Genomic DNA, 23,008 nt, shown 5'->3' with positions numbered 1-23,008 from the left:
TGGCGAGATGCCTCTCATCGCGCTCACCGGCGGCATCGCCTCGGGAAAGTCGACCATCGCACGACGACTCGCAGAGCTCGGCGCGGTCATCGTCGACGCCGATCAGATCGTGCGCGACGTGCAGGCTCCGGGGTCTGCGGTGCTGGGACGGATCGAGGAGGTCTTCGGTGACGACGTCATCGCAGAGGACGGCGCACTCGACCGTGCGGCGCTGGGTGCCAAGGTCTTCGCCGATCCCGAGCAGCTGGCACGGCTGAACGCGATCGTCCACCCCGCGGTCCGCGCCGAGTCGCAGCGTCGATTCGAGGCGGCCGCCTCTGCCGACCCCGAGACGGTCGTCGTCTACGACGTCCCTCTCCTGGTCGAGGCGCGGGTCGATGACCCGTGGGATCTGATCGTCGTCGCGCATGCACCCGCGGACGAGCGCAGGCGGAGGCTCGTCGAGCTGCGCGGCATGGCGGAGCAGGCGGCGCAGGAGCGGATCGACGCGCAGGTGTCGGACGAGCGTCGGCTGGCGATCGCCGACGAGATCATCGACACCTCCGGCTCTCTGGAGGAGACGATCCGGCAGACCGACTCCCTGTGGGAGCGGATCCGCTCGTCGTGACCTTCACCGGTCACTCACCGGGGTCTCCCGCCTATCGGCGTCTCATCGTCGGGCTGTTCTTCGCCGGCGTCGCGACGTTCGCGCAGTTGTACTCGCCCCAGGCCGTTCTGCCGCAGCTCTCATCGAACCTCGGGATCACACCGGCGACCGCGGCACTCGCGGTGTCGGCCGCAACGCTCGGCCTGGCGGCGGCGGTGATTCCGTGGTCGATGGTGGCGGATCGCATCGGACGGGTTCCCGCGATGGGGGTCGGCATCCTCACGGCGACCGCGCTCGGGCTTCTGGCGCCGTTGAGCACCGGGATGGAGATGCTGTTGGTGCTGCGTCTGCTCGAGGGAGTGGCGTTGGGGGCGGTGCCCGCGGTGGCGCTCGCATATCTCAGCGAGGAGGTGAGCGCACGCGATGCCGCGACTGCAGCGGCGAGCTATATAGCCGGGACGACCGTGGGCGGCCTGCTCGGTCGTGTCCTGTCGGGATTGGTCGGCGAGCCGTGGGGGTGGCGTGCGGGCATCTGGACCGTCGCCGGTGTGTGCGCGGTCGCGGCGGTGCTGTTCCTCTGGCTGACGCCGAAGGCCCAGGGGTTCGTGCCCGGTCGCTTTCGCGACGATGCGACGCCGGGAATGCTCGACCGCCTGGCGATGCCGCTGCGCTCCGGGCCCCAGCTCGCGCTCTACGCCCAGGGCTTCCTTCTCATGGGGGCTTTCGTCGCGGTGTACAACTACCTCGGGTTCCACCTCATCGACCCGCCGTTCGCTCTTCCGAGCTGGTTGGTGACGCTGCTGTTCCTCGCTTATCTCGCGGGTACCGTGTCGTCGCCGACGGCCGGCGCCCTCGCCTCCCGCTTCGGACGGTATCCGGTGCTGCTGGTCTCGATCGCCGTGATGGCCGCCGGCGCCCTCGCCATGCTCAGCCAGATCCTCCTTGTGGTGATCCTCGGGCTGCTGCTCTTCACCGGCGGCTTCTTCGGCGCGCATGCGGTCGCCTCAGGGTGGGCTCCCGCAGCAGCCGCTCGTGACAGCAGGGCGCAGGCATCGTCGCTGTACTACTTCGGCTACTACGCGGGGTCGAGTCTCTTCGGCTGGATGCTGGGGATCGTGTTCGGGAGGGCTGATTGGGCGTGGTTCGTCGCGGCGATCGTGGCCATGTGCGCGGTGTCCGCGGCGCTGGCGGCACGCGCGCTGCGGCTGACGCCGACCGGGCGCGTATGATCGCGAAGCGGCACCTCGTGATCGTCACTCGCCGCCACTGTCGTCCAGGAGGATCGCCCTCGGCCGATCCTCGAGCGCGCAGACTCGTCAAGGCAGGGTCTCGACCACCCCTCCCTATGGGTGGACCCGGCCGGCTGACGGACCGCCACCGCCCTCTCGACGCGCGCGCGCCAGGCGGCGCACGCCCACGATGGCGACGATGACGAGGCCCACCAGCAGCAGTGCCGCGACGATGGGGATGACGATCGCGGTCGCGGCGAGCATGAATGACGCCCCGTCCTCAGCCGTGCTCAAGACGGGAGCCGCAAGGCCGCCTGTCACGGTGTTGGCGGCGACACGCGCAGTGGCCTTCACGATGTGCACGACCAGGGCGATCGCGATGCCCACGACCACCGGCACCCAGGCGTTGTCGGTGAAGAACGCCGCGGGGTCGTCGACCGCGATCGTCTGGGCACCCGAGCCTGCGCCGAAGGCGATGCCTCCGGATGCCGGGCGCAGAATGCTCTGGATCACGTCGTTCACCGAGTCGAGCGCGGGGATCTTGTCGGCGACGATCTCGAGCAGCAGGAGAGCGCCGAGGATCCAGAGTGCGAGGTCGCTCGAGAGCCACGACCACGAAGGCGGCAGCACCACGGCGGGAAGCAGTCGATCGGTGAGACCGAGCAGGAACAGCGGCATCCAGGCGTTGAGGCCCGCGGACGCGGCGAGGCTGGTGCCGATGAGGAACTCGATCACGCCCCCACTCTAGGCGGAGGCCGCTCGTGGCCCCGATGTCGGTGGCCCGGCTTACGCTGGAGGTATGCAACCCACGCGCAGCGTCCGCCCTTTCGAGGTCATCAGCGAGTACGCGCCCGCCGGCGACCAGCCCAAGGCCATCGCAGAGCTCGCATCGCGTATCAACGCGGGTGAGACCGATATCGTCCTGCTCGGAGCGACGGGCACGGGAAAGTCCGCCACTACTGCCTGGCTCGTCGAGCAGGTGCAGCGTCCGACGCTCGTCCTCGCGCACAACAAGACGCTCGCCGCGCAGCTCGCCAATGAGTTCCGCGAGCTGATGCCGAACAATGCCGTCGAGTACTTCGTCTCCTACTACGACTACTACCAGCCTGAGGCGTACGTGCCCCAGACAGACACCTTCATCGAAAAGGACTCCTCGATCAACTCCGAGGTCGAACGCCTGCGCCACTCGACTACCAACTCCCTGCTGAGCCGGCGAGACGTGATCGTGGTCTCGACCGTGTCGTGCATCTACGGCCTCGGCGCGCCCGAGGAGTACCTCAGAGCGATGGTCGCGCTCCAGGTGGGGGAGCGGTACGACAGGGACGCGCTCATCAGACAGTTCATCTCGATGCAGTACAACCGCAACGACGTCGACTTCTCCCGCGGCAACTTCCGCGTGCGGGGCGACACCATCGAGATCATCCCCGTCTACGAGGAGCATGCGATCCGCATCGAGCTCTTCGGCGATGAGATCGAGGCGCTCTACTCGTTGCATCCCCTCACCGGGGAGGTCATCGAGAAGCTCGACTCCGTGCCGATCTTCCCCGCCTCGCACTACGTGGCTGGCACTGACGTGATCCAGCGCTCCATCGGCACGATCGAGCACGAGCTCGAAGAGCGGCTCAAGGAGTTCGAGCGTCAGGGGAAGCTGCTCGAGGCTCAGCGGCTGAGGATGCGGACGACCTTTGACCTCGAGATGCTGCAGCAGCTCGGGTTCTGTTCGGGAATCGAGAACTACTCCCGGCACATGGACGGCCGGCAGCCCGGCGAGCCGCCCCACACGTTGCTCGACTTCTTCCCCGACGACTTCATGCTCGTCATCGACGAGTCGCACGTCACGGTGCCGCAGATCGGCGCGATGTACGAGGGAGACGCCTCCCGCAAGCGCACGCTCGTCGAGCACGGCTTCCGACTGCCGAGCGCGATGGACAACCGGCCGCTGCGATGGGATGAGTTCAAGAACCGGATCGGGCAGACCGTGTACTTATCGGCGACCCCCGGCAAGTACGAGATGGGGATCGCCGACGGTGTCGTCGAGCAGATCATCCGCCCGACCGGTCTCGTCGACCCGCACATCATCGTGAAGCCGTCGAAGGGACAGATCGACGACCTTCTCGAAGAGATCAGGCAGCGTGTGGAGCGTGACGAGCGCGTGCTCGTGACGACGCTCACCAAGAAGATGTCCGAAGAACTCACGGACTTCCTCGGCGAACACGGCGTGCGCGTGCGGTATCTCCACTCCGATGTCGACACCCTGCGACGAGTCGAGCTGCTCAGCGAGCTGCGAGCAGGCGTCTACGACGTCCTCGTCGGCATCAACCTGCTGCGTGAAGGACTCGACCTGCCCGAGGTGTCGCTGGTAGCGATCCTCGACGCCGACAAGGAAGGGTTCCTGAGATCAGGCACGTCGCTGATCCAGACGATCGGCCGTGCGGCGCGCAACGTCTCGGGCGAAGTGCACATGTACGCCGACAGGATCACGGACTCGATGGCAAAGGCGATCGAAGAGACCGATCGACGTCGCGAGAAGCAGGTGGCCTACAACCTCGAGCACGGGATCGACCCGCAGCCGCTGCGCAAGCGGATCGCCGACATCACCGAGGTGCTCGCGCGTGAAGGCGCCGACACTGCTGCGATGATGTCCGGCCGCGGGCGCGCGACCGGCAAGGGCAAGTCGCCGACGCCCAACCTGCGGCGCACCGGGATCGCCGCCGAGGGCGCCCAGCAGCTCGAGGCTGTGATCCAGGACCTCTCCGACCAGATGCTCGCGGCGGCCGCCGAGCTCAAGTTCGAACTCGCCGGACGGCTGCGTGACGAGGTGCAGGACATGAAGAAGGAGCTGCGCGCCATGGAGAAGGCCGGCCACGCCTGACGACACGGGAGCGACGAGCATGGATGCAGCAGGAGAAGAGCTCGCAGATCGCGTGAGAGCGCTTCTCACCCTTGACGGGAACATCGAGGAGAAGCGGATGTTCGGCACGCGTGCATTCCTCCTCGACGGCCACATCCTCGTGGGAGCACGCGCAGGCGGGGTGCTGCTGGTTCGCGTCGATGAAGAGCACGGCGTCTCGCTGATCACGCGGGCAGGGGTCGCGTCCGCAGTGATGGGTCCGCGGACGATGGGGACCGGCTGGCTCGATGTGTCGCCGAGCGTGCTCGTCGACGACGATGACCTCGCATCCTGGCTCGACATCGCCCGTGAAGACGCGAAGCGAGATGACTGAGGCCGAGCCTCAGGGGCAGTGAACGAGAGTCTTCGGACCCGATCGATCGATCTCGTGCTCGCTCATCGGTGATCCGCACAGCGGACAGGCGCGCTCGGCACGTTCGGACGGACTCGGCGGGGGAGTCTTCTCGTAGGGTCCGACCGAGGCCGGACCGGCGAAGCGGATCAGATTCGAGTTGAACCAGGCATAGAGGCCTCCTGCCTCGCGGATCCGAGAGCGGAGCGGAGGGCGATCGTCAGAACTGGCCATGTTGCTTAGTGTACTAACTATTAGTGTCAATGTATATTCGGATTCGTGACCGCATCCGACGACCTGCTCAAACTCGACAACCAGCTCTGCTTCGCTCTGGTGACAGCAGCGCGCAACGTCGTGGCGATCTACAGGCCGATACTCGAGCCGCTCGGGCTCACTCATCCGCAGTATCTCGTGATGCTGGCGCTCTGGGAACGCGCTCCGCGCCCACTGAACGACCTGGCGGCCGATCTCGCGCTCGAGCCCGCGACGGCGTCGCCGCTGGTGAAGCGGCTGGAAGCCGACGGTCTGGTGGCGAGACAGCGCAGCGTCGAAGACGAGCGGCGTCTCGACATCACGCTCACGGACGCCGGTCGGGCTCTGCGTGACCGAGCCCTCGACGTTCCCCGACAGGTGATGGCCGCCGTGGGGATGGACCTGCAGCAGATCGCGACGCTGCGTGATGGGTTGTCGGCGTTCGCGGGGCGCCGTCCGGCCCCGGAGTGACCGCGTCATAGGGTGTGGGCATGCCGATCGATCACCAGACGCGTCCTGCGCGCCGGAGTGTCGATCGGCTGGTCGTTCCTTTCGTCGTGGTGGTCCTCTTCGTCGTGGCGATGACCGCGTCGGCGGTCCAGGGACAGCCGACGTTCCGTCCCGCCGAGCCGATCCCCGCTGGTACGGCTGAGCCGCTGCCCACGGCGTCGCCGGGTGGGACAGGCCTCCCCGAGCCGTTGGAGAGCGAACCCACGAATGCCGCGGTCGCGCAGATGCTCACCGTGATCCTGATGGTGTTGGTGGCGGCCGGGATCATCGTTCTCCTGGTGATCGCCGCCAAGGCACTGCTCCGAGCATGGCGAGATCGCCCGCTCAGACGCCGCGATGCAGCCGTTGTCGCGCCCGAGGTCGAGCAGTTCGAGTCGCCGCCGACGGCGGACATCGCAGTCGGGGTGATGCGACGAGGGATCGCCGGGGCGCTGGCCACGATCGATGAGCGTGTCAGAGCGACGGATGCCATCATCGCGGCCTGGATCGGGCTCGAAGAGAGCGCCGCAGACGCCGGGGTCACGCGAGCGGCGAGCGAGACTCCCGGGGAGTTCGTGGTGAGGATCGTCACCCTGCGGCCGGGCGTCGCGGACGAGGCTGTGGCGCTGCTGCGCCTCTATGAGAGCGTCCGCTTCGGAACCCGGGTTGCCGACGAAGATGATCGGTCCTCGGCGCGACGGGCACTGCGGCGCATCGAGGAGGTGTGGCGATGAGCGCGCGGAGAACACTCCTCGCGGTGGGCGTCGCGGTCGTCGCGGCTCTCGCCCTCCTCGGATTCGGCTTCACCTGGGCGTTCGTGATCGGCTGGAGTCTGCTGATCTGCTCGGTCGGTCTGCTCGGACAGCTCGTGATGCCGCTCGAACCGGGCTTCGACGCCCCGCGCATCGACACGGAACCTCATCGTCGGCCGACCGAGATCTCCCGGATGGCGTGGGCGCTGAACACGCATACCGGCATCGCCGGACAGCAGATCACCCGACGCGTCAGCGCGATCCTGCGCCATCGGTTGCTGCGCCAGGGAATCGATCCGGATGACCCGGACGACAGCGAGCGCCTCATCGCGGTGATCGGACCCGACCTCTGGGATCGGCTCACCGGTCGCGCCCCGACCATCGTCGACATCGAACGGGCGTTGGATGCCGTCGACCGACTGGACCCCGCAAAACCCGGCGAGCCGTCGCTCGCGCCGCACGCCCCGGATCCAGACCTGGGGCGGCCCTCACTGTTCCGTCGATCAAGGAGATGACATGACGAGCCCCGCAGAGATCGCCGACACCGGAGCCAGGATCCTCGCCGCAGTGAGGACAGTCGTGGTGGGCATGGATGACCCCATCGAGATCGCGCTCGCGACGATCCTCGCGGGTGGTCACGTGCTGTTCGAGGATGTGCCGGGGCTGGGCAAGACCCTCGCCGCGCGTAGCCTCGCATCTGCCCTGGGGCTGTCGTTCCGCCGCTTGCAATGCACCCCCGACATGCTCCCCGGCGACGTGACCGGATCGTACGTGTACGCACCGGACTCGGGGGACTTCGTCTTCCGCCCGGGGCCTATCTTCACCGGTCTGCTGCTCGCCGACGAGATCAACCGGACCACGCCGAAGACCCAGTCCGCGATGCTCGAGGCGATGGCGGAGCGGCAGGTGACCGTCGAGGGCAACAGTTTCGCGCTGCCGGCGCCGTTCCATGTGATCGCGACGTCGAATCCGATCGAGTACGAGGGCACCTACGCGCTTCCCGAGGCGCAGCTCGACAGGTTCATGGTGCGGCTGTCCGTCGGCTACCCGGGGCCGGAGAACGAGGCTCGGATCCTGGAGAATCGGGTGAGCAGGCGCCAGGAGGCGACCCACGTCGCCCCGGTGATCGACGCCGCTCAGCTCGTCGCCCTGCAGGACGCGGTCGAGGCCATCCACGTCGATCAGGACATCTCCCGCTACTGCGTCGAGATCACGCGCGCCACGCGGAATGCGCCGAACGTCGAGGTCGGGGCCTCGCCACGAGGTTCGCTCGGTCTGCTTCTGCTCGGACGAGCTCTGGCGGCACTGGACGGCCGCGACTTCGTGCGCCCGGATGACATCAAGCGCATCGCCGTGCCTGTGCTGGCGCATCGGCTCACCCTCACCCCCCAGGCGTGGGCTCAGGGGGCGTCAGCGTCCGACGTGGTGCGCTCGGTCGCCGGGCAGGTCGCAGTGCCGTCGACTGTCGGGGCGCTCGGATGACGGATGCTCCCGACGTGGGGCGTCGCGGGCCGGTGCTGTCCGTGGCGATCGGGGGTGCGGTGATCCTGGCCGTCGTCGGCCTTCTGTCGGCTCGGCCGGACGTCGTGGCCATGGGGCTGCCTCTCGCCCTCTGGAGCGGGTTCGCGATCGCGCGCGGTGCTGCCGGGGGCGTGCCGAAGGTCACGATCGATCCGCTGCCGGGGCCCGAGGGTGAGCTGCTCAGCGCGGTCACTGTCGTGGCCGATTCGGAAGCCGTCGAGATGGTGATCGTGCAGTCGGAGCGTCGCACCAGGCGCGTGATCGTGCCAGGCGACGGATCGTCCGTGACGGCACGCAGCAAGGTCCTGCACTCCGGGCCGGCGATTCCCGTCCAAGCGGCTGCGAGAGGGTTCTCGCTCGAGGGAGCAGCGCTCTCGAAGAGATCAGAGGTCGTCTCCGCCAGGCGCCAGGTCGCGCCGCCCCGTACAGCGCTCGATGCGCTGCCGCTGCCCCGACGGCTGACCGGGTCGCACGGTGCTCACGAGGGTCGCCGCCAGGGCCAGGGCGGTGACTTCAGGGACATCCACGCCTTCGCTCCCGGAGACGAACTGCGCCGCGTGGACTGGCGGGCCACGGCGCGGATGGCCCGCAGGCCAGGGGATCTGCTGGTTCGACGCACCAACACCCTCAGCGACTCCTCCGTCGTGATCGCGATGGACACGTCGGAAGACCTCGGCGAGGTCGTCTCGTCGTGGGGGAGCGGCGACTTCGAACGCAGCGGAGTGACATCGCTCGACCTCGCGCGCGAGGCCGCCCGTGCGATCGCCGACTCGGCCATCGGCGCAGGCGACCGCGTCGCGCTGCACGTGCTCGTGCACGGGGGCAGGTCGCTGCGCAGCGGCAGCGGATCGCGGCATCTCTCCCGCGTCGTGGCGGCCATCGCCACGACCGGCCAGGCGCGAGACGATGCGACCTTCCGCCGCACTCCTCCCGTGCCGCACGGCTCTGTCGTCTTCGTGCTGTCGACCTTCTTCGAGGGTGCGGCGGCACGGACGGCGCTGATGTGGAGGGCGAGCGGACATCGGGTCGTCGCCGTCGACGTGCTTCCGCCGCTCGACCGCACGCGTCTCACCCGCGCGCAGCTCATCGGGCTTCGAACGGTGCTCGCCGAGCGGGAGAACGTGTTCGCCGATCTGCACGGCGCCGGAGTCGATGTGGTCTCCTGGGCCGATGATCCGTCGTCGGCGCTGCTCGCGATCGCGAGGGCGCGCCGATGAAGGCGAACGACTCCCTGCAGACCGGCCCTGCCGTCTCCTGGCTCGTCGTGCGGGGCGCGCTCATCGTCGTGGTCGCGGTCGGGGCCGTCGCCCTGTGTCCGCTGATCGGGTGGCAGGCGGCCGCGGTCGTGCTCGCGATCCTCGCCGCCGCCCTTCCGCAGACGTTCGCGGCGTGGGGATCCATCGGCTGCCTCGTGATCGGGATGCTGATCTCCGAGCCCGATCTCGGGCGCGCGATGATCGCGGTGCTCGTCGTGCAGCTCATCCACGTGCTGATGTCGCTCTCTCTCGTGATCCCCGCGGGGTCCCGCGTGGTGATCGCCGCACTCCGGCCCAGCGCGCTGCGGCTGCTCGCCGTCCAGGCGATCGCCCAGCCGGTGACGGTTGTGTTGATGATCGTCGGCGGAGTCGCCACCCAGGGATCGGCGCAGACCGTGCCATGGGCCGCCGTGGCGGGAGCCGGAGCCGTCGTCGCGCTCACGGCGACCCTGCTCGTGCGGGCGAACCGCCGTGCACCGTGATTGGTGAGGTCTTCCCTGTGAGCCCTCACGGAGCCAATGTCCGTGGCCCCTCGTAGACTTGATCAGTGCCTATCGTCCCGGTTGCAACCCCAGGAAAACTCAGCGTTCGCGGTGCCCGCGTACACAATCTGAAGAACGTCGACATCGACATCCCACGCGACTCCCTCGTCGTGTTCACCGGCCTGTCCGGTTCGGGAAAGTCGAGTCTCGCGTTCGACACGATCTTCGCCGAAGGGCAGCGTCGCTACGTCGAGTCGCTGAGCGCGTACGCGCGTCAGTTCCTCGGCCAGGTCGACCGACCGGACGTCGACTTCATCGAGGGGCTCAGCCCCGCGGTGTCGATCGATCAGAAGTCGACCAACCGCAACCCGCGGTCGACGGTCGGCACGATCACCGAGATCTACGACTACATGCGTCTGCTCTGGGCGCGCATCGGCATTCCGCACTGCCCCGAGTGCGGTGAGCGCATCCAGCGACAGACGGTGCAGCAGATCGCCGACCAGCTCATGGAGCTGCCCGAGCGCACGCGCTACCAGATCGTCGCGCCCATCGTTTCTCAGAAGAAGGGCGAGTTCGTCGATCTGTTCCGCGAACTGGGTGCCAAGGGGTACTCCCGTGCGATCGTCGACGGAGAGCTGATCCAGCTGGCCGAGCCGCCCACGCTCAAGAAGAGCTACAAGCACGACATCGCGGTGGTCGTCGACCGCCTGGTCGCGGCCGACGACATCCTCGGTCGCGTCACCGACTCGGTCGAGACCGCACTCGGTCTCGCGGGTGGCGTCGTGCAGGTGAACTTCGTCGACGAAGAGGGCGACGACGCCTGGCAGTCGTTCTCCGAGAAGCTCGCGTGCCCGAACGGGCACGCTCTGTCGCTCACCGAGATCGAGCCGCGCACCTTCTCGTTCAACGCGCCGTTCGGTGCCTGCCCCGCCTGCTCGGGTCTCGGCACCCGCATGTCGGTGGACATCGACCTGATGCTCGGCGACGAGGAGCTCTCCATCCGCGAGGGCGCGATCGTTCCCTGGACCACCCAGGGAAAGGGACTCTTCCAGTACTACGAGCGCCTGCTCGAGGGTCTGGCCGACGACCTCAACTTCTCGCTCGACACCCCGTGGCAGGATCTCAGGGTCGACGTGCAGGATGCGATCCTCCGCGGCGACAACTACAAGGTCACGGTCAAATTCAAGAACCGGTACGGGCGCGAGATGCGGTACGCATCCGGCTTCGAGGGCGTCGTCCCTTACATCGAGCGGCAGTACGCGCAGGCCGAGTCCGACACGCAGCGCTCACGCTGGGGCGAGTACCTCCGCGAGGTGCCGTGCCCCGTGTGCGATGGCAACCGGCTCAAGCCCGAGGTGCTCGCGGTGCAGGTGCACGGCCACTCGATCGCCGAGGTGTCGCACCTGAGCCTCGCCGACGCACGCTCGTTCATGGAGACACTCACTCTCACCGATCGTGAGGCGAAGATCGCGGCCCAGGTGCTGCGCGAGATCCGCCTGCGACTCGACTTCCTGCTGCAGGTCGGGCTCTCGTATCTCAACCTCAGCCGCTCGGCCGGGTCGCTCTCGGGCGGTGAGGCACAGCGCATCCGCCTCGCCACGCAGATCGGCTCGGGTCTCACCGGTGTGCTCTACGTGCTCGATGAACCGTCGATCGGCCTGCATCAGCGCGACAACCGTCGACTGATCGACACTCTTCTGAAGCTCCGTGACCTCGGCAACACGCTGATCGTCGTCGAACACGACGAAGAGACCATCGAATCGGCGGACTGGGTCGTCGACATCGGGCCGGGCGCGGGAGTGAACGGCGGCGAGGTCGTGCATTCCGGTTCATACGAAGCACTCCTCGCCGAGCCGAGCTCTATGACAGGACAGTACCTCTCCGGTCGTCGCGAGATCCCGACGCCGAAGAAGCGCCGCAAGCTCGACAAGAAGCGCATGCTCAGCGTCGTCGGCGCTCGCGAGAACAACCTGAAGAACGTCAGCGTGAACTTCCCGCTGGGTGTTCTGACGGCGGTCACCGGAGTGTCCGGCTCGGGAAAGTCCTCGCTGGTCAACGACATCCTGTACCAGGTGCTCGCCTCGCGGCTCAACGGCGCCCGCACGGTTCCCGGAAAGCACACACGTGTCTCGGGTCTCGACAATCTCGACAAGGTCGTGCACGTCGACCAGGCGCCGATCGGTCGCACGCCGCGCTCGAACCCGGCGACCTACACCGGCGTCTTCGACCGCATCCGTTCGCTCTTCAGCGAGACTCCCGAGGCGAAGGTTCGCGGCTACCAGCCCGGACGCTTCAGCTTCAACGTCAAGGGGGGTCGCTGCGAGGCGTGCTCGGGCGATGGCACGATCAAGATCGAGATGAACTTCCTGCCGGACGTCTACGTCGACTGCGAGGTCTGCCACGGCAAGCGCTACAACCGTGACACGCTATCGGTGCACTACAAGGGCAAGAACATCGCCGAGGTCCTCGAGATGCCTATCGCCGAGGCGGCGGAGTTCTTCGAGCCTATCCAGGCGATCCACCGCTACATGAAGACCCTCGTCGACGTGGGTCTCGGCTACGTGCGTCTCGGTCAGTCGGCGACGACCCTGTCCGGCGGCGAGGCACAGCGCGTCAAGCTCGCCACCGAGCTCCAGCGTCGCAGCAACGGTCGCAGCATCTACGTGCTCGATGAGCCGACCACCGGTCTGCACTTCGAAGACGTGCGCAAGCTCCTCGAGGTGCTGAACGGACTCGTCGACAAGGGCAACACGGTGATCGTCATCGAGCACAACCTCGATGTGATCAAGTCCGCCGACTGGGTGATCGACCTCGGGCCGGAGGGTGGCTCCGGTGGCGGTGAGATCCTGGCGACCGGCACCCCCGAGCAGATCGCGCGAGTCGAGGACAGCCACACCGGCCAGTTCCTCGCCGAGATCCTGGGTGAGGGGCGCTCTGCGCGGAAGGCCAGTTGATGGCCGACGTCCTGCCGTACAAGCCGCGGGCTGGTGAGATCCCCACCAACCCCGGCGTGTACCGCTTCCGCGACGCCGATGGACGCGTGCTCTACGTCGGCAAGGCGAAGAACTTGCGTCAACGCCTGTCGAACTACTTCGCTCCGCTGCGCACGCTCCACGAACGCACCCGGCGCATGGTCACCACGGCGTCTTCCGTCGAGTGGACGGTCGTCTCGACCGACGTGGACTCGCTCCAGCTGGAGTACATGTGGATCAAGGAGTTCGATCCGCCCTTCAACGTGCGCTACAAGGACGACAAGTCCTACCCGTTCATGGCCGTCACCCTGGGCGATGAGGCGCCACGTGTGATCGTCACCAGGAACCGCAAGATTCCCGGTGCGCGCTATTTCGGTCCCTACCCGAAGGTCTGGGCCGTGCACGAGACGATCGACCTGATGGTCAAGGCCTTCCCGATTCGCACCTGCAGCGACTCCAGTTACAAGCGCGCCATGCAGACGGGGCGTCCGTGCTTTCCGGGGCAGATCGGCAAGTGCGGCGGACCATGCTCGATGACGGTCAGCATCGAAGAGCACCGTGCGATGGTCGACGACTTCGTCGCGTTCATGGCCGGAGGAGACGAGCGCTTCACCCGAGAGCTGACCAAGCGGATGCTCGCCGCCTCCGCGGCGATGGATTACGAAGCCGCAGCCCGATTCCGTGACAAGCTCACGGCGATCGAGGCGGTGCTCGGCAAGAGCGCGCTGGTGCTGGCCACCGACGAGGACGCCGACCTGTTCGGAATCGCGGAAGACGAGCTCGCCGCGGCCGTGCAGCACTTCGTGATCCGTGGCGGACGCGTGCGAGGCGTCCGCGCGATGACGATCGAGAAGGAGATCGACATCTCGACGGCCGACCTCGTCGATCAGGTGCTGCAGCGTGCCTACGGCGATGCGCAGGACGTGCCGCGTCGGATCATCGTGCCGACGCTGCCGGACGATGCCGCCGAGCTCGAGGTGTGGCTGCGTGAGCGGCGAGGCAAGAAGGTCGAGATCGCCGTCGCCCAGCGCGGTCAGCGCGCCGACCTCATGCGCACCGCGACGCTCAACGCGCAGCAGGCGCTGATCCGCTACAAGACCCGTCGCACGAGCGACTACATCGCACGCACGCAGGCTCTCACGGATCTGCAGGAGGCACTGGGGATGTCGGAGGCGCCGCTGCGCATCGAGTGCTTCGACATCTCGCATCTCGGGGGCACGAACGTGGTCGCGTCGATGGTGGTCTTCGAAGACGGGCTGCCTCGAAAAGACCAGTACCGTTCGTTCAACATCGCCGAGACCACAGACGACACCGATTCGATGTACCAGGTGCTGCGCCGTCGCCTCGCCTACCTCGACCGCCCGGAGGAGGCCGACGAACCCGCAGCGGTCGCGCCGGCCGTCGCGGCCACGACAGAGGGTGGCGACGAGCTCGCCGAGGTCGTGGTGGAGGTCAAGCGCAGGCCGCGCTTCGCCTACCCGCCGCAGCTGCTGCTGGTCGACGGCGGGCAGCCGCAGGTCGAGGCGGCCGCGCGCGCGCTCCGAGACGCCGGTCACACAGAAATCGCGGTGTGCGGCATAGCCAAGAGGCTCGAGGAAGTCTGGCTTCCCGGCGACGACTTCCCGGTGATCCTGCCGCGCACGAGCGAGTCGCTCTACCTGCTCCAGCGGCTGAGAGACGAAGCCCACCGATTCGCGATCACTCACCAGCGCAAGCGGCGCAGGAACGACATCACGTCGATCCTCGCCGAGGTGCCCGGGCTCGGCGCATCGCGGATCAAGGTGCTTCTCAAGCACTTCGGATCCGTCACCGCACTGCGGTCCGCTGCTCCTGAGGAGATTCAGGAGGTGCAGGGGATCGGGCCCGTGCTCGCCGAGAACATCCATACGCATCTCTCCACTCGCTAGGCTGGGTCAAGCGGGGGAGAAGGAGTAACCATGACTGACGGGGACAAAGGCGAGTTCCTCATCGTCACGGGCATGTCGGGCGCGGGGCGCACGACGGTTGCCAACGCGCTCGAGGACCTCGGGTGGTACGTCGTCGACAACCTGCCGCCGCAGATCCTCCGTCCGCTTCTCGACCTCACCGACATGGGCGGCAATGCTCTGCCCAAGGTCGCAGCGGTCGTCGACGTACGAGGTCGCAACCTCTTCGACGACTTCCCGGGCGTGGCGAGGGCGCTGCGATCACGCGGTTCCGTGCGCGTTCTGTTCCTGGATGCGTCCGACGACGTCCTCGTGCGTCGATTCGAGGCGGTTCGCAGGCCGCATCCACTCCAGGGCGACGGCACGCTGCTCGACGGCATCCGCATCGAACGCCTCCGCCTCGCGCCGATCCGCGAGTCGGCCGATCTCGTGGTCGACACTTCGGCGCTCAACATCCATCAGCTCGCCACCCAGGTGTCCGACCTCTTCTCAGAAGAGGGTGCAGCGCGGCACCGCGTGACGCTCCTGAGCTTCGGATTCAAGTACGGTCTTCCGACAGATGTCGACATGGTCGCGGACATGCGCTTCCTGCCGAATCCGTTCTGGAACGAGGATCTTCGCGGCCTGACAGGTCAAGACGAACCGGTGAGGGACTACGTGCTCTCCCGTGAGGGCGCCGCAGGTTTCCTCGATTCGTATTCGGCGGCTCTCACACCGGTGCTCGAGGGGTATCAGCGCGAGAACAAGAGCCATTCGACCATCGCGATCGGCTGCACGGGCGGCAAGCACCGATCCGTCGCCATGGTGGAGGAACTCGCTCGTCGGCTCGCGTCCGTGCCGGGAGTGGCCGTCAACGTGCGTCACCGGGACCTCGGCAGGGAATAGCAGGAGCCTCCGTCAGAGTAGGCTGGAGGTTTGCGCCGCGATCCGGCGCGTGAGCGTAGAGGAGTGTCGTGGCACTAACCACCGACGTCAAAGCTGAGCTGGTCAGCATCCGTAATGCACCCCCGACGGTGCGTGTCGCGGAGGTCACCTCTATCCTCCGGTTCGCCGGCGGACTGCACTCCATCGCCGGGCGGGTCGCCGTCGAGGCAGAGGTGGATGCCGAGATCCTCGCGCAGCGCGTCGCGCGCGACCTCGCAGAGATCTACGGGGTTCGGCCCGAGATCGCCCAGGTGCAGTCGAGCACGGCGAACGACGGAGCGCGGTGGGCTGTCAGGGTGATCGCGTCGGGGGAGACCCTCGCTCGCCAGACCGGTCTGCTCGACCAGCGCCGTCGTCCGGTCCGCGGACTCCCGAACCGCCTCACCACCGGCTCTCGCGCCGAGGTGGCCGGTCTGTGGCGCGGAGCGTTCCTCGCCGCAGGAACCCTCAGCGAACCGGGCCGCTCCGCCATGCTCGAAGTCGCCTGCCCGTCGTCTGAGGCCGCCATGGCGCTCGTCGGCGCCGCTCACCGCCTCGGAGTCGCTGCGAAGGCACGCGAGGTGCGCGGCATGCCCCGCGTCGTCGTCCGCGAGGGCGAGGCGATCCGCACGATCCTGAGCGAGATGGGCGCGCAGAAGACCGCCGTCGCGTGGGAAGAGATGCGTCAGCGCCGCGAGGTGCGCGCGGGTGTGAACCGACTCGTGAACTTCGACGACGCCAACCTGCGTCGCTCCGCGCAGGCTGCTGTCGCCGCCTGCGCCCGTGTGGAGCGCGCACTCGAGATACTCGCCGACGAGGTGCCCGACCACCTCAAGGTCGCCGGCGAGCTGCGCCTCGCGCACCGGGACGCGAGCCTCGACGAGCTGGGCCACCACGCCGACCCGCCGATGACGAAGGATGCCGTCGCCGGCCGCATCCGCCGCCTTCTGGCGATGGCCGACAAGCGCGCACAGCAGGAGGGCATCCCGGGCACTGAGGCCGCCGTGCCCGCAGGGCTGGACGTCTGACGACAACCGGACTCCCATGAGCGAGGCGGCCCCGATCAGGGGCCGCCTCGCTTCGTCATACGGAGGAAGGATCCAGGACAGCCGTGCGTTGTCGTCACTAGGATGAGTTACGTCCGCTCTTCGCCGCACATCGGCGGCGCAGAGGATCGGCAAGCGCCGCGGCGCGGCGCGGATTGGATGAAAGCGACATGGCGACTTACACGCTCCCCGACCTTCCCTACGACTTCGCAGCCCTTGAGCCGCACATCAGCGGCAAGATCATGGAGCTGCACCATGACAAGCACCACGCGACCTACGTCGCCGGCGCCAACACCGCCCTCGAGCAGCTCGCCGAGGCGCGCGACAGCGGCAACCTCGCGAACGTGAACAAGCTCGAGAAGGACCTCGCGTTCAACCTCGGCGGTCACGTCAACCACTCCATCTTCTGGACCAACCTCTCGCCGACCGGCGGCGGACAGCCCGAGGGCGAGCTCAAGGCAGCCATCGACGAGTTCTTCGGCTCGTTCGAGAAGTTCCAGGCGCACTTCACCGCGAACGCCCTCGGGATCCAGGGCTCCGGCTGGTCCGTCCTCAGCTGGGACTCGATCGGTCAGCGTCTGATCATCCAGCAGCTGTTCGACCAGCAGTCCAACACGGCGCAGGGCACCGTGCCGCTGTTCCAGCTCGACATGTGGGAGCACGCCTTCTACCTCGACTACCTCAACGTCAAGGCCGACTATGTCAAGGCCGCGTGGAACATCGCCAACTGGGAGAACGTCGCGCAGCGCTTCGAGGTCGCCCGCGAGAAGACGAACGGCCTGCTGGTACTGTCGTAATCGGGTCGCGTCCCGACGGGTCAAGTCTCGTCGGGACGCCATCTCAGCCAAAAACCCCCGCGCATCGCGTAAGCACTTTTGCTGCGCACAGCGCACGAGAAACAGGGAGACCTGAGTGTCTGTCAAGATCGGTATCAACGGCTTCGGCCGCATCGGACGCAACTACTTCCGCGCGGCTCTCGCGCAGGGAGCGGACATCGAGATCGTCGCGGTCAACGACCTCACCGACAACAAGACCCTTGCCCACCTTCTGAAGTACGACTCTGTGGGCGGCGTCCTCGACGCTGACATCAGCTACGACGACGAGAGCATCACGGTCAACGGAAAGACGATCAAGGCGTTCGCAGAGCGCGACCCCGCGGGTCTCCCGTGGGGCGAGCTGGGTGTCGACATCGTCATCGAGTCGACCGGCTTCTTCACCAAGGCCGAGCTCGCCAAGAAGCACATCGAGGCGGGTGCCAAGAAGGTGCTCATCTCGGCTCCCGGCACCGGCGTCGACGGCACGTTCGTCATGGGCGTGAACGAGGACACATACAACCCGGAGACGGATCACATCATCTCCAACGCCTCGTGCACGACCAACTGCCTCGCGCCGCTGGCCCAGGTCTTCAACGACGCATTCGGCATCGACCGCGGCTTCATGATGACCGCCCACGCCTACACCGCAGACCAGAACCTGCAGGACGGCCCGCACAGCGACCTGCGTCGTGCACGCGCCGCTGCGATCAACATCACCCCGGCCTCGACCGGTGCAGCCAAGGCGATCGGCGAGGTTCTGCCCGAGCTCCAGGGCAAGCTGAGCGGCTCGTCGTACCGCGTCCCGGTTCCCACCGGCTCGATCGTCGACCTGACGCTGATCACCGACCGTGAGAACCTCACTGTCGAAGAGGTCAACGAGGCCTACAAGAAGGCAGCTGCCGAGGGGCGCCTCGCCGGCTTCCTGCAGTACAACGAAGACCAGATCGTCTCGAGCGACATCGTGCACAACCCGCACTCGTCGATCTTCGACGCGACGCTGACCAACGTCAGCGGCAACCTGGTCAAGGTCTCCAGCTGGTACGACAACGAGTGGGGCTACTCCAACCGTCTCGTCGACCTGACCGAGTACGTGGCCGAGCGTCTCTGAGACACCTCCCATGACTCTGCGCACCCTGGATTCACTGGGTTCGCTCGAGGGCAAGCGCGTCATCGTCCGTTGTGATCTCAATGTCCCCCTCCGGGACGGGATCATCACGGACGATGGCCGTGTCCGCGCCTCGTTGCCTACCCTCAACGCACTGATCAACGCGGGCGCCCGCGTCGTCGTGTGCTCGCACCTCGGACGCCCCGACGGTGCGCCCGACCCGCAGTACAGCCTCGCGCCGGTCGCTCAGCGACTGTCTGAACTGCTCGGCAAGCCGGTCGCGTTCGCGCGCGATACCGTCGGCGAGTCGGCACAGGAGGCCGTGGCCTCGCTCGAAGACGGCGACATCGTCGTCATCGAGAACCTGCGGTTCAACCCGGGGGAGACCTCGAAGGACGACGCCGAGCGCGGCGCCTTCGCGGCTCAGCTCGCAGAACTCGGCGACGTGCTCGTCTCCGACGGATTCGGTGTCGTGCATCGCAAGCAGGCGAGCGTCTACGACCTCGCTGAGCTGCTGCCGTCGGCTGCCGGTCTGCTGATCGCGGCAGAGCTCGATGTGCTCGACCGTCTCACCGAGAACCCCGAGCGCCCGTACGCGGTCGTGCTCGGCGGGTCGAAGGTGAGCGACAAGCTCGGTGTCATCTCGCACCTGCTGCCTCGCGTGGATCGCATCCTCGTCGGTGGCGGAATGCTGTTCACCTTCCTGAAGGCGCAGGGCCACGCCGTGGCATCCAGCCTCCTCGAAGAGGACCAGCTCGAGACGGTGCGCGGCTACATCGCCGAGGCCGAGAAGCGCGGCGTGGAGCTCGTGCTCCCGACCGACGCCGTCGTCGCCTCCTCGTTCTCGGCGGATGCCGACCACGAGGTGACGGCTGCGGACGCGATCGAGGACACGGCGTTCGGCGCTGCCGGAATCGGCCTGGACATCGGTCCCGAGACCGCCGCGCGGTTCGCGGAGGTCATCCGCGAATCGAAGACGGTGTTCTGGAACGGCCCGATGGGCGTGTTCGAGTTCCCGGCTTTCGCCGGCGGCACCAAGGCCGTCGCGCAGTCGCTCACCGAGGTCGACGGCCTGAGCGTCGTCGGCGGAGGAGACTCCGCAGCAGCCGTGCGTCAGCTCGGCTTCACCGACGACCAGTTCGGTCACATCTCGACCGGTGGCGGCGCCAGCCTCGAGTTCCTCGAGGGCAAGAAACTACCCGGGCTCACGGTCCTGGGATGGGAGTGAACTCTATGACCTCGTCTGCTGCGCAGAACCGGCGTACCCCGCTGATCGCGGGAAACTGGAAGATGAATCTCGACCACCTGCAGGCGGTCGCGTTCGTGCAGAAGCTGCACTGGACTCTCAAGGATGCCAAGCACGAGGACGGATCGGTCGAGGTCGCGGTGTTCCCGCCCTTCACCGACATCCGCAGCGTGCAGACGCTGATCGACGCGGACAAGATCCCGTTCGCGCTCGGTGCGCAGGACATCTCGGCTCACGACTCCGGTGCCTACACCGGTGAGGTGTCGGGAGCGTTCCTCGCCAAGCTCGACGCGAAGTACGTCATCATCGGCCACTCCGAGCGCCGCGAGTACCACGCGGAGTCGGACGACGTCGTGGCGGCCAAGACGAAGGCCGCGCTGAAGCACGGCCTCTCGCCGGTCATCTGCGTCGGCGAGACCGCCGAAGACCTCGAGAAGTTCGGCGCCAGGGCGGTTCCGGCGGGGCAGCTCGAAGCGGCTCTGCAGGGGCTCTCGAAGGATGCCGACATCGTGGTGGCGTACGAGCCCGTCTGGGCCATCGGCTCGGGGCAGGCGGCGACGCCCCAGCAGGCGCAGGATGTCTGCGCCGCGCTGCGCACGGTGATCGCCAAGGTCCTCGGGGACGACGCTGCGGCGCGCACCCGGATCCTGTACGGCGGATCGGTCAAGGCGGCCAACATCGCCAGCTTCATGCGTGAGCCCGATGTCGATGGCGCACTCGTCGGAGGCGCGAGCCTCGTGGTCGACGAGTTCGCCGCGATCATCCGCTTCGAGAAGCACGTCGGCGTGTGAGTGTGGCGGGGCTCCGGCCCCGCCGCACCGTATACTTGACCGTTACCGGGGCAATCCTGCCCCAGCGAAAGGCTCTTCCTCGTGGAAATTCTCGAGTTCGTCCTGCAGGTGGTGCTGGGCATAACCAGCGTCCTGCTGACTCTCCTCATCCTCCTCCACAAGGGTCGCGGTGGCGGCCTCTCCGACATGTTCGGTGGCGGAATGACGTCGGCTGTCGGCTCGTCGGGTCTCGCTGAGCGCAATCTCAACCGCTTCACCGTGGTCCTCGCTCTGGCGTGGTTCGTGGCGATCGTGGCGCTCGGTCTCATCACGAAGTTCGAGGTGATCTGATGGCTACCGGCGGCAATGCGATCCGAGGGACCCGTGTCGGTTCCGGCCCCATGGGCGAGCAGGACCACGGCTACCACGCCGACCGCATCGCGGTCTCGTACTGGGACGGTCTCGGCAACGAGACGGTCCGCTACTTCGCCGCGGGGCTTCCTGAAGAGGAGATCCCCGAGACGATCGACCACCCCCAGTCCGGTCTGCCGGCGGGTCGTGACAAGGCGAACCCGCCCGCGCTCGCGAAGCCGGAGCCGTACAAGACCCACCTCGCGTATGTGAAGGAGCGCCGCACCGACGCAGAAGCCGTCCAGCTTCTCGAAGATGCGCTCACCCAGCTGCGCGAGCGTCGAGGTCAGTGACCTCGATCTGATCTGTCGACAGAAGCCGCCGCGATTCGATCGCGGCGGCTTCTCTCGTCTGCCGTATGCATGCTCACCGGCATCCGTACGCGGCGTCGATGTAGGACTGTGGCGGGTATCCGTAGGCCCAGACGCCGTTCGCGTCGTCACTGAAGCCCATGCTGATCGCCCAGGCGGTGGCCCACTTCTCAATGCTGTCCTGGGTCGACGAATCGTACATGTCCTCGCACTTCACGCTGATCGCATGACCCACCTCATGGGCGACGAGAGCCTTGCTGCGGTCGGCGGGCCACTGCTCGGCGACAGAGTTCGACAGCTCGATGACCGCGCGGTCCGGGTCATCCCACCACCAGGTCGTGAGGCCTCCCATGCTGCCGTTGTAGCCGGCGTTGTTGACGACCTGATTCCAGTCGAACTCGAGCAGCACGCCGGGGGCGAGTGAGCGGGCGAACGCCTCGACCTCCATCCGCGCGGCCTGCAGAGGGCCGTCCTTCTCGGCGAGCTCGGCCTGTTCGGTCGCCACGACCTGCGCTGCCGCATCCTGCAGCGACACGAGTGTCTCGACGGCTGACGCGTCGAGGAGGGTCGTGCCGGATGCTTGCGACGCCGCGTCGCGCAGTGCGATCACCGCGTCGTTCTTGGCCGAGAGGTGCGCGGACTCGAATGCCGGTGCGGCGTCGGCCGCCGAACGGAGGACGGCCGCGCCCGCGTCGGTCACCGTCGTGTCGGCAGTGGTCAGCGGGGGCGTCGCGCTGTCGAGGTCGGCCGCCAGATCGTCGAGATCGCGTGTCTGCGCTGTCAGTTCGCCGGATGCTGCGAAGAGTTCCCAGAAGGCCCCGGGTTTCGCTTCTGCGGCGGGCAGGTCCCGGGCGAGGAGATCCTCCGCGGGGGTCACGATCTCGCGGGCATCGGTCGCGGCAACGGACAGGGCTTCTCTCGCTGCGGGAGCGACGAGCACACCGGAGTCGGTCTGCAGGAGGAGATCCGCGTTGCCCAGGGTGGATGCGAGCGTGTCGAGCTCCTGTCGGAGTGCAGCTCCGGTGCTATCGGTCGTGGCTCGGCCGGCGTCGAACTCGGTGCGAGCCTCGTCGTAGCCGAGGTTCGCGGTGATCTGGAGGACTCCCACCGTCGCCGCAGCGACCATCAGCGCGACGATGCCCGGAATCAGCCCGCGGCGTCGTCTCCGGCTTCTCGGTGTCGCTTCCGGCGCGCTGGCGAAGCGCGGGGGGAGCGCGTGTCCTCCGATGGCGGAGGAAGCCACGTCGACGGGTGCAGTCATGGGGTGGGGACCTCCGTGGGGAACCGGCGTACCACGACTCTAATGAGTGCACCGCTCCGTGGGAGAACCCCCGCGGAAGAACGAAGGCCCCCGCTGATCGCGGGGGCCTTCATCGAGTGAGGGGCTGACGAGAATCGAACTCGCATCATCTGTTTGGAAGACAGAGGCTTTACCACTAAGCTACAGCCCCGATTTCGGCGAGAACGTCTCGGTTCGTTGCCGACTCATCGATCATAGCGGACTGACGCGGGTGCTCGTGTCCGTTAGACTCGGTGGGGCTGAATCTGCAAGCGGATTCCCCGGGGCGTAGCTCAGCTTGGTAGAGCGCCCGCTTTGGGAGCGGGAGGTCGCAGGTTCAACTCCTGTCGCCCCGACATGGCTTCAACGGCCTGACAGCCGCGATTCAGCGCGGAAATCACAAGGAGAGCACACCA

General features: G+C 67.2%; 23 protein-coding genes and 2 tRNA genes. 21 read left to right on the top strand and 4 right to left on the bottom strand.

Annotation, left to right across the window (positions count from 1 at the left end; genetic code table 11):
* The first annotated feature begins 7 nt into the window (after window positions 1-7).
* Window positions 8-607 (top strand): dephospho-CoA kinase, encoded by a 600-nt coding sequence (coaE, locus tag FIV50_RS10635; RefSeq protein WP_140037412.1) that lies wholly within the window; start codon window positions 8-10, stop codon window positions 605-607.
* Window positions 604-1,815 carry an MFS transporter gene (locus FIV50_RS10630; protein ID WP_140037411.1) on the top strand — a complete coding sequence of 404 codons (1,212 nt, stop codon included), beginning with the start codon at window positions 604-606 and terminating at the stop codon, window positions 1,813-1,815. Before coaE ends, FIV50_RS10630 begins: the two co-directional genes overlap by 4 nt.
* Before the next feature lie 114 nt (window positions 1,816-1,929).
* Here the strand turns inward: FIV50_RS10630 and FIV50_RS10625 are convergent, their stop codons facing one another.
* The gene (locus FIV50_RS10625; protein ID WP_181164199.1) at window positions 1,930-2,550 is read right to left on the bottom strand and encodes a DUF4126 domain-containing protein; all 621 of its coding nucleotides are present in this window, start codon (window positions 2,548-2,550) and stop codon (window positions 1,930-1,932) included.
* Window positions 2,551-2,614: 64 nt separating this feature from the next.
* On the opposite strand from FIV50_RS10625, the gene uvrB reads away from it, so the two are divergent.
* Window positions 2,615-4,687 (top strand): excinuclease ABC subunit UvrB, encoded by a 2,073-nt coding sequence (uvrB, locus tag FIV50_RS10620; protein ID WP_140037410.1) that lies wholly within the window; start codon window positions 2,615-2,617, stop codon window positions 4,685-4,687.
* A 19-nt stretch (window positions 4,688-4,706) separates the two neighbouring features.
* The gene (locus FIV50_RS10615) at window positions 4,707-5,039 is read left to right on the top strand and encodes a TfoX/Sxy family protein (protein WP_140037409.1); all 333 of its coding nucleotides are present in this window, start codon (window positions 4,707-4,709) and stop codon (window positions 5,037-5,039) included.
* A gap of 9 nt (window positions 5,040-5,048) precedes the next feature.
* On the opposite strand, the gene FIV50_RS17890 is transcribed toward FIV50_RS10615, so the two are convergent.
* On the bottom strand, window positions 5,049-5,291 hold the full coding sequence (locus FIV50_RS17890; protein WP_140037408.1) for a hypothetical protein: 243 nt from the start codon (window positions 5,289-5,291) through the stop codon (window positions 5,049-5,051).
* Window positions 5,292-5,336: 45 nt separating this feature from the next.
* Between FIV50_RS17890 and FIV50_RS10605 the strand changes: the two genes are divergently transcribed.
* The 16 genes from FIV50_RS10605 (at window position 5,337) to FIV50_RS10530 (ending at window position 21,295) form a co-directional block, all read left to right on the top strand.
* A complete protein-coding gene (locus FIV50_RS10605; RefSeq protein ID WP_140037407.1) occupies window positions 5,337-5,780 on the top strand; it encodes a MarR family winged helix-turn-helix transcriptional regulator in 444 nt (147 codons plus the stop codon).
* A 20-nt stretch (window positions 5,781-5,800) separates the two neighbouring features.
* Window positions 5,801-6,532: a DUF4129 domain-containing protein gene (locus FIV50_RS10600; RefSeq protein WP_140037406.1), complete on the top strand. Its 732-nt coding sequence runs from the start codon at window positions 5,801-5,803 to the stop codon at window positions 6,530-6,532.
* Window positions 6,529-7,065, top strand: coding sequence for a hypothetical protein (locus FIV50_RS10595; RefSeq protein WP_140037405.1), 537 nt, complete (start codon window positions 6,529-6,531; stop codon window positions 7,063-7,065). The genes FIV50_RS10600 and FIV50_RS10595 overlap by 4 nt, the downstream gene beginning before the upstream one ends.
* 1 nt (window position 7,066) lies before the next feature.
* Window positions 7,067-8,032 carry an AAA family ATPase gene (locus FIV50_RS10590; RefSeq protein ID WP_140037404.1) on the top strand — a complete coding sequence of 322 codons (966 nt, stop codon included), beginning with the start codon at window positions 7,067-7,069 and terminating at the stop codon, window positions 8,030-8,032.
* Window positions 8,029-9,288 (top strand): DUF58 domain-containing protein, encoded by a 1,260-nt coding sequence (locus FIV50_RS10585; RefSeq protein WP_140037403.1) that lies wholly within the window; start codon window positions 8,029-8,031, stop codon window positions 9,286-9,288. Before FIV50_RS10590 ends, FIV50_RS10585 begins: the two co-directional genes overlap by 4 nt.
* On the top strand, window positions 9,285-9,809 hold the full coding sequence (locus FIV50_RS10580; protein WP_140037402.1) for a hypothetical protein: 525 nt from the start codon (window positions 9,285-9,287) through the stop codon (window positions 9,807-9,809). The genes FIV50_RS10585 and FIV50_RS10580 overlap by 4 nt, the downstream gene beginning before the upstream one ends.
* Before the next feature lie 65 nt (window positions 9,810-9,874).
* Window positions 9,875-12,763 (top strand): excinuclease ABC subunit UvrA, encoded by a 2,889-nt coding sequence (gene uvrA, locus FIV50_RS10575; protein WP_140037401.1) that lies wholly within the window; start codon window positions 9,875-9,877, stop codon window positions 12,761-12,763.
* Window positions 12,763-14,688 carry an excinuclease ABC subunit UvrC gene (uvrC, locus tag FIV50_RS10570; protein ID WP_140037400.1) on the top strand — a complete coding sequence of 642 codons (1,926 nt, stop codon included), beginning with the start codon at window positions 12,763-12,765 and terminating at the stop codon, window positions 14,686-14,688. The genes uvrA and uvrC overlap by 1 nt, the downstream gene beginning before the upstream one ends.
* A 30-nt stretch (window positions 14,689-14,718) precedes the next feature.
* A complete protein-coding gene (gene rapZ, locus FIV50_RS10565; protein ID WP_140037399.1) occupies window positions 14,719-15,591 on the top strand; it encodes an RNase adapter RapZ in 873 nt (290 codons plus the stop codon).
* Window positions 15,592-15,659: 68 nt separating this feature from the next.
* Window positions 15,660-16,637 carry a DNA-binding protein WhiA gene (whiA, locus tag FIV50_RS10560; protein WP_042540784.1) on the top strand — a complete coding sequence of 326 codons (978 nt, stop codon included), beginning with the start codon at window positions 15,660-15,662 and terminating at the stop codon, window positions 16,635-16,637.
* Window positions 16,638-16,825: 188 nt separating this feature from the next.
* Complete coding sequence (locus tag FIV50_RS10555; RefSeq protein ID WP_042540783.1) at window positions 16,826-17,452, top strand: superoxide dismutase; 627 nt, start codon at window positions 16,826-16,828, stop codon at window positions 17,450-17,452.
* A 115-nt stretch (window positions 17,453-17,567) separates the two neighbouring features.
* Entirely contained in the window at window positions 17,568-18,578 is a 1,011-nt protein-coding gene (gene gap / locus FIV50_RS10550) for a type I glyceraldehyde-3-phosphate dehydrogenase (protein WP_140037398.1), read from the top strand.
* A gap of 10 nt (window positions 18,579-18,588) precedes the next feature.
* Window positions 18,589-19,803 carry a phosphoglycerate kinase gene (locus FIV50_RS10545; protein WP_140037397.1) on the top strand — a complete coding sequence of 405 codons (1,215 nt, stop codon included), beginning with the start codon at window positions 18,589-18,591 and terminating at the stop codon, window positions 19,801-19,803.
* Window positions 19,794-20,612: a triose-phosphate isomerase gene (gene tpiA / locus FIV50_RS10540; protein WP_375137371.1), complete on the top strand. Its 819-nt coding sequence runs from the start codon at window positions 19,794-19,796 to the stop codon at window positions 20,610-20,612. The genes FIV50_RS10545 and tpiA overlap by 10 nt, the downstream gene beginning before the upstream one ends.
* Window positions 20,613-20,693: 81 nt before the next feature.
* A complete protein-coding gene (secG, locus tag FIV50_RS10535; protein ID WP_042540779.1) occupies window positions 20,694-20,942 on the top strand; it encodes a preprotein translocase subunit SecG in 249 nt (82 codons plus the stop codon).
* Window positions 20,942-21,295: an RNA polymerase-binding protein RbpA gene (locus FIV50_RS10530; RefSeq protein WP_042540778.1), complete on the top strand. Its 354-nt coding sequence runs from the start codon at window positions 20,942-20,944 to the stop codon at window positions 21,293-21,295. Before secG ends, FIV50_RS10530 begins: the two co-directional genes overlap by 1 nt.
* 73 nt (window positions 21,296-21,368) lie before the next feature.
* Here FIV50_RS10530 and FIV50_RS10525 read toward each other — a convergent pair whose 3' ends face one another.
* Together FIV50_RS10525 and FIV50_RS10520 are read right to left on the bottom strand one after the other, a co-directional pair.
* Window positions 21,369-22,574, bottom strand: a complete 1,206-nt coding sequence (locus FIV50_RS10525) for a hypothetical protein (protein WP_140037395.1) — start codon at window positions 22,572-22,574, stop codon at window positions 21,369-21,371.
* 119 nt (window positions 22,575-22,693) lie between these two features.
* Window positions 22,694-22,764 (bottom strand) — tRNA-Gly (locus tag FIV50_RS10520).
* Between the two features lie 110 nt (window positions 22,765-22,874).
* Here FIV50_RS10520 and FIV50_RS10515 point away from each other — a divergent pair.
* Window positions 22,875-22,948: transfer RNA gene (locus FIV50_RS10515), tRNA-Pro, on the top strand.
* Window positions 22,949-23,008: the final 60 nt, after the last annotated feature.

It is taken from the genome of Microbacterium foliorum, from assembly GCF_006385575.1.
In the GTDB taxonomy this organism is placed as follows: Bacteria; Actinomycetota; Actinomycetes; order Actinomycetales; family Microbacteriaceae; genus Microbacterium; species Microbacterium foliorum_B.
Note: the sequence above shows the minus strand (reverse complement) of the source record. Positions and strands in the feature narration are given on the sequence as shown.

What these genes read in the sequence shown, in the direction of transcription:
- coaE (WP_140037412.1), top strand. Translation starts at nt 8, where the DNA reads ATGCCTCTCATCGCGCTCACCGGCGGCATCGCCTCGGGAAAGTCGACC.
- uvrB (WP_140037410.1), top strand. Translation starts at nt 2,615, where the DNA reads ATGCAACCCACGCGCAGCGTCCGCCCTTTCGAGGTCATCAGCGAGTAC.
- FIV50_RS10615 (WP_140037409.1), top strand. Translation starts at nt 4,707, where the DNA reads ATGGATGCAGCAGGAGAAGAGCTCGCAGATCGCGTGAGAGCGCTTCTC.
- FIV50_RS17890 (WP_140037408.1), bottom strand. Translation starts at nt 5,291, where the DNA reads ATGGCCAGTTCTGACGATCGCCCTCCGCTCCGCTCTCGGATCCGCGAG.
- FIV50_RS10600 (WP_140037406.1), top strand. Translation starts at nt 5,801, where the DNA reads ATGCCGATCGATCACCAGACGCGTCCTGCGCGCCGGAGTGTCGATCGG.
- FIV50_RS10595 (WP_140037405.1), top strand. Translation starts at nt 6,529, where the DNA reads ATGAGCGCGCGGAGAACACTCCTCGCGGTGGGCGTCGCGGTCGTCGCG.
- FIV50_RS10590 (WP_140037404.1), top strand. Translation starts at nt 7,067, where the DNA reads ATGACGAGCCCCGCAGAGATCGCCGACACCGGAGCCAGGATCCTCGCC.
- FIV50_RS10585 (WP_140037403.1), top strand. Translation starts at nt 8,029, where the DNA reads ATGACGGATGCTCCCGACGTGGGGCGTCGCGGGCCGGTGCTGTCCGTG.
- FIV50_RS10580 (WP_140037402.1), top strand. Translation starts at nt 9,285, where the DNA reads ATGAAGGCGAACGACTCCCTGCAGACCGGCCCTGCCGTCTCCTGGCTC.
- uvrC (WP_140037400.1), top strand. Translation starts at nt 12,763, where the DNA reads ATGGCCGACGTCCTGCCGTACAAGCCGCGGGCTGGTGAGATCCCCACC.
- rapZ (WP_140037399.1), top strand. Translation starts at nt 14,719, where the DNA reads ATGACTGACGGGGACAAAGGCGAGTTCCTCATCGTCACGGGCATGTCG.
- FIV50_RS10555 (WP_042540783.1), top strand. Translation starts at nt 16,826, where the DNA reads ATGGCGACTTACACGCTCCCCGACCTTCCCTACGACTTCGCAGCCCTT.
- FIV50_RS10545 (WP_140037397.1), top strand. Translation starts at nt 18,589, where the DNA reads ATGACTCTGCGCACCCTGGATTCACTGGGTTCGCTCGAGGGCAAGCGC.
- tpiA (WP_375137371.1), top strand. Translation starts at nt 19,794, where the DNA reads ATGGGAGTGAACTCTATGACCTCGTCTGCTGCGCAGAACCGGCGTACC.
- FIV50_RS10530 (WP_042540778.1), top strand. Translation starts at nt 20,942, where the DNA reads ATGGCTACCGGCGGCAATGCGATCCGAGGGACCCGTGTCGGTTCCGGC.
- FIV50_RS10525 (WP_140037395.1), bottom strand. Translation starts at nt 22,574, where the DNA reads ATGACTGCACCCGTCGACGTGGCTTCCTCCGCCATCGGAGGACACGCG.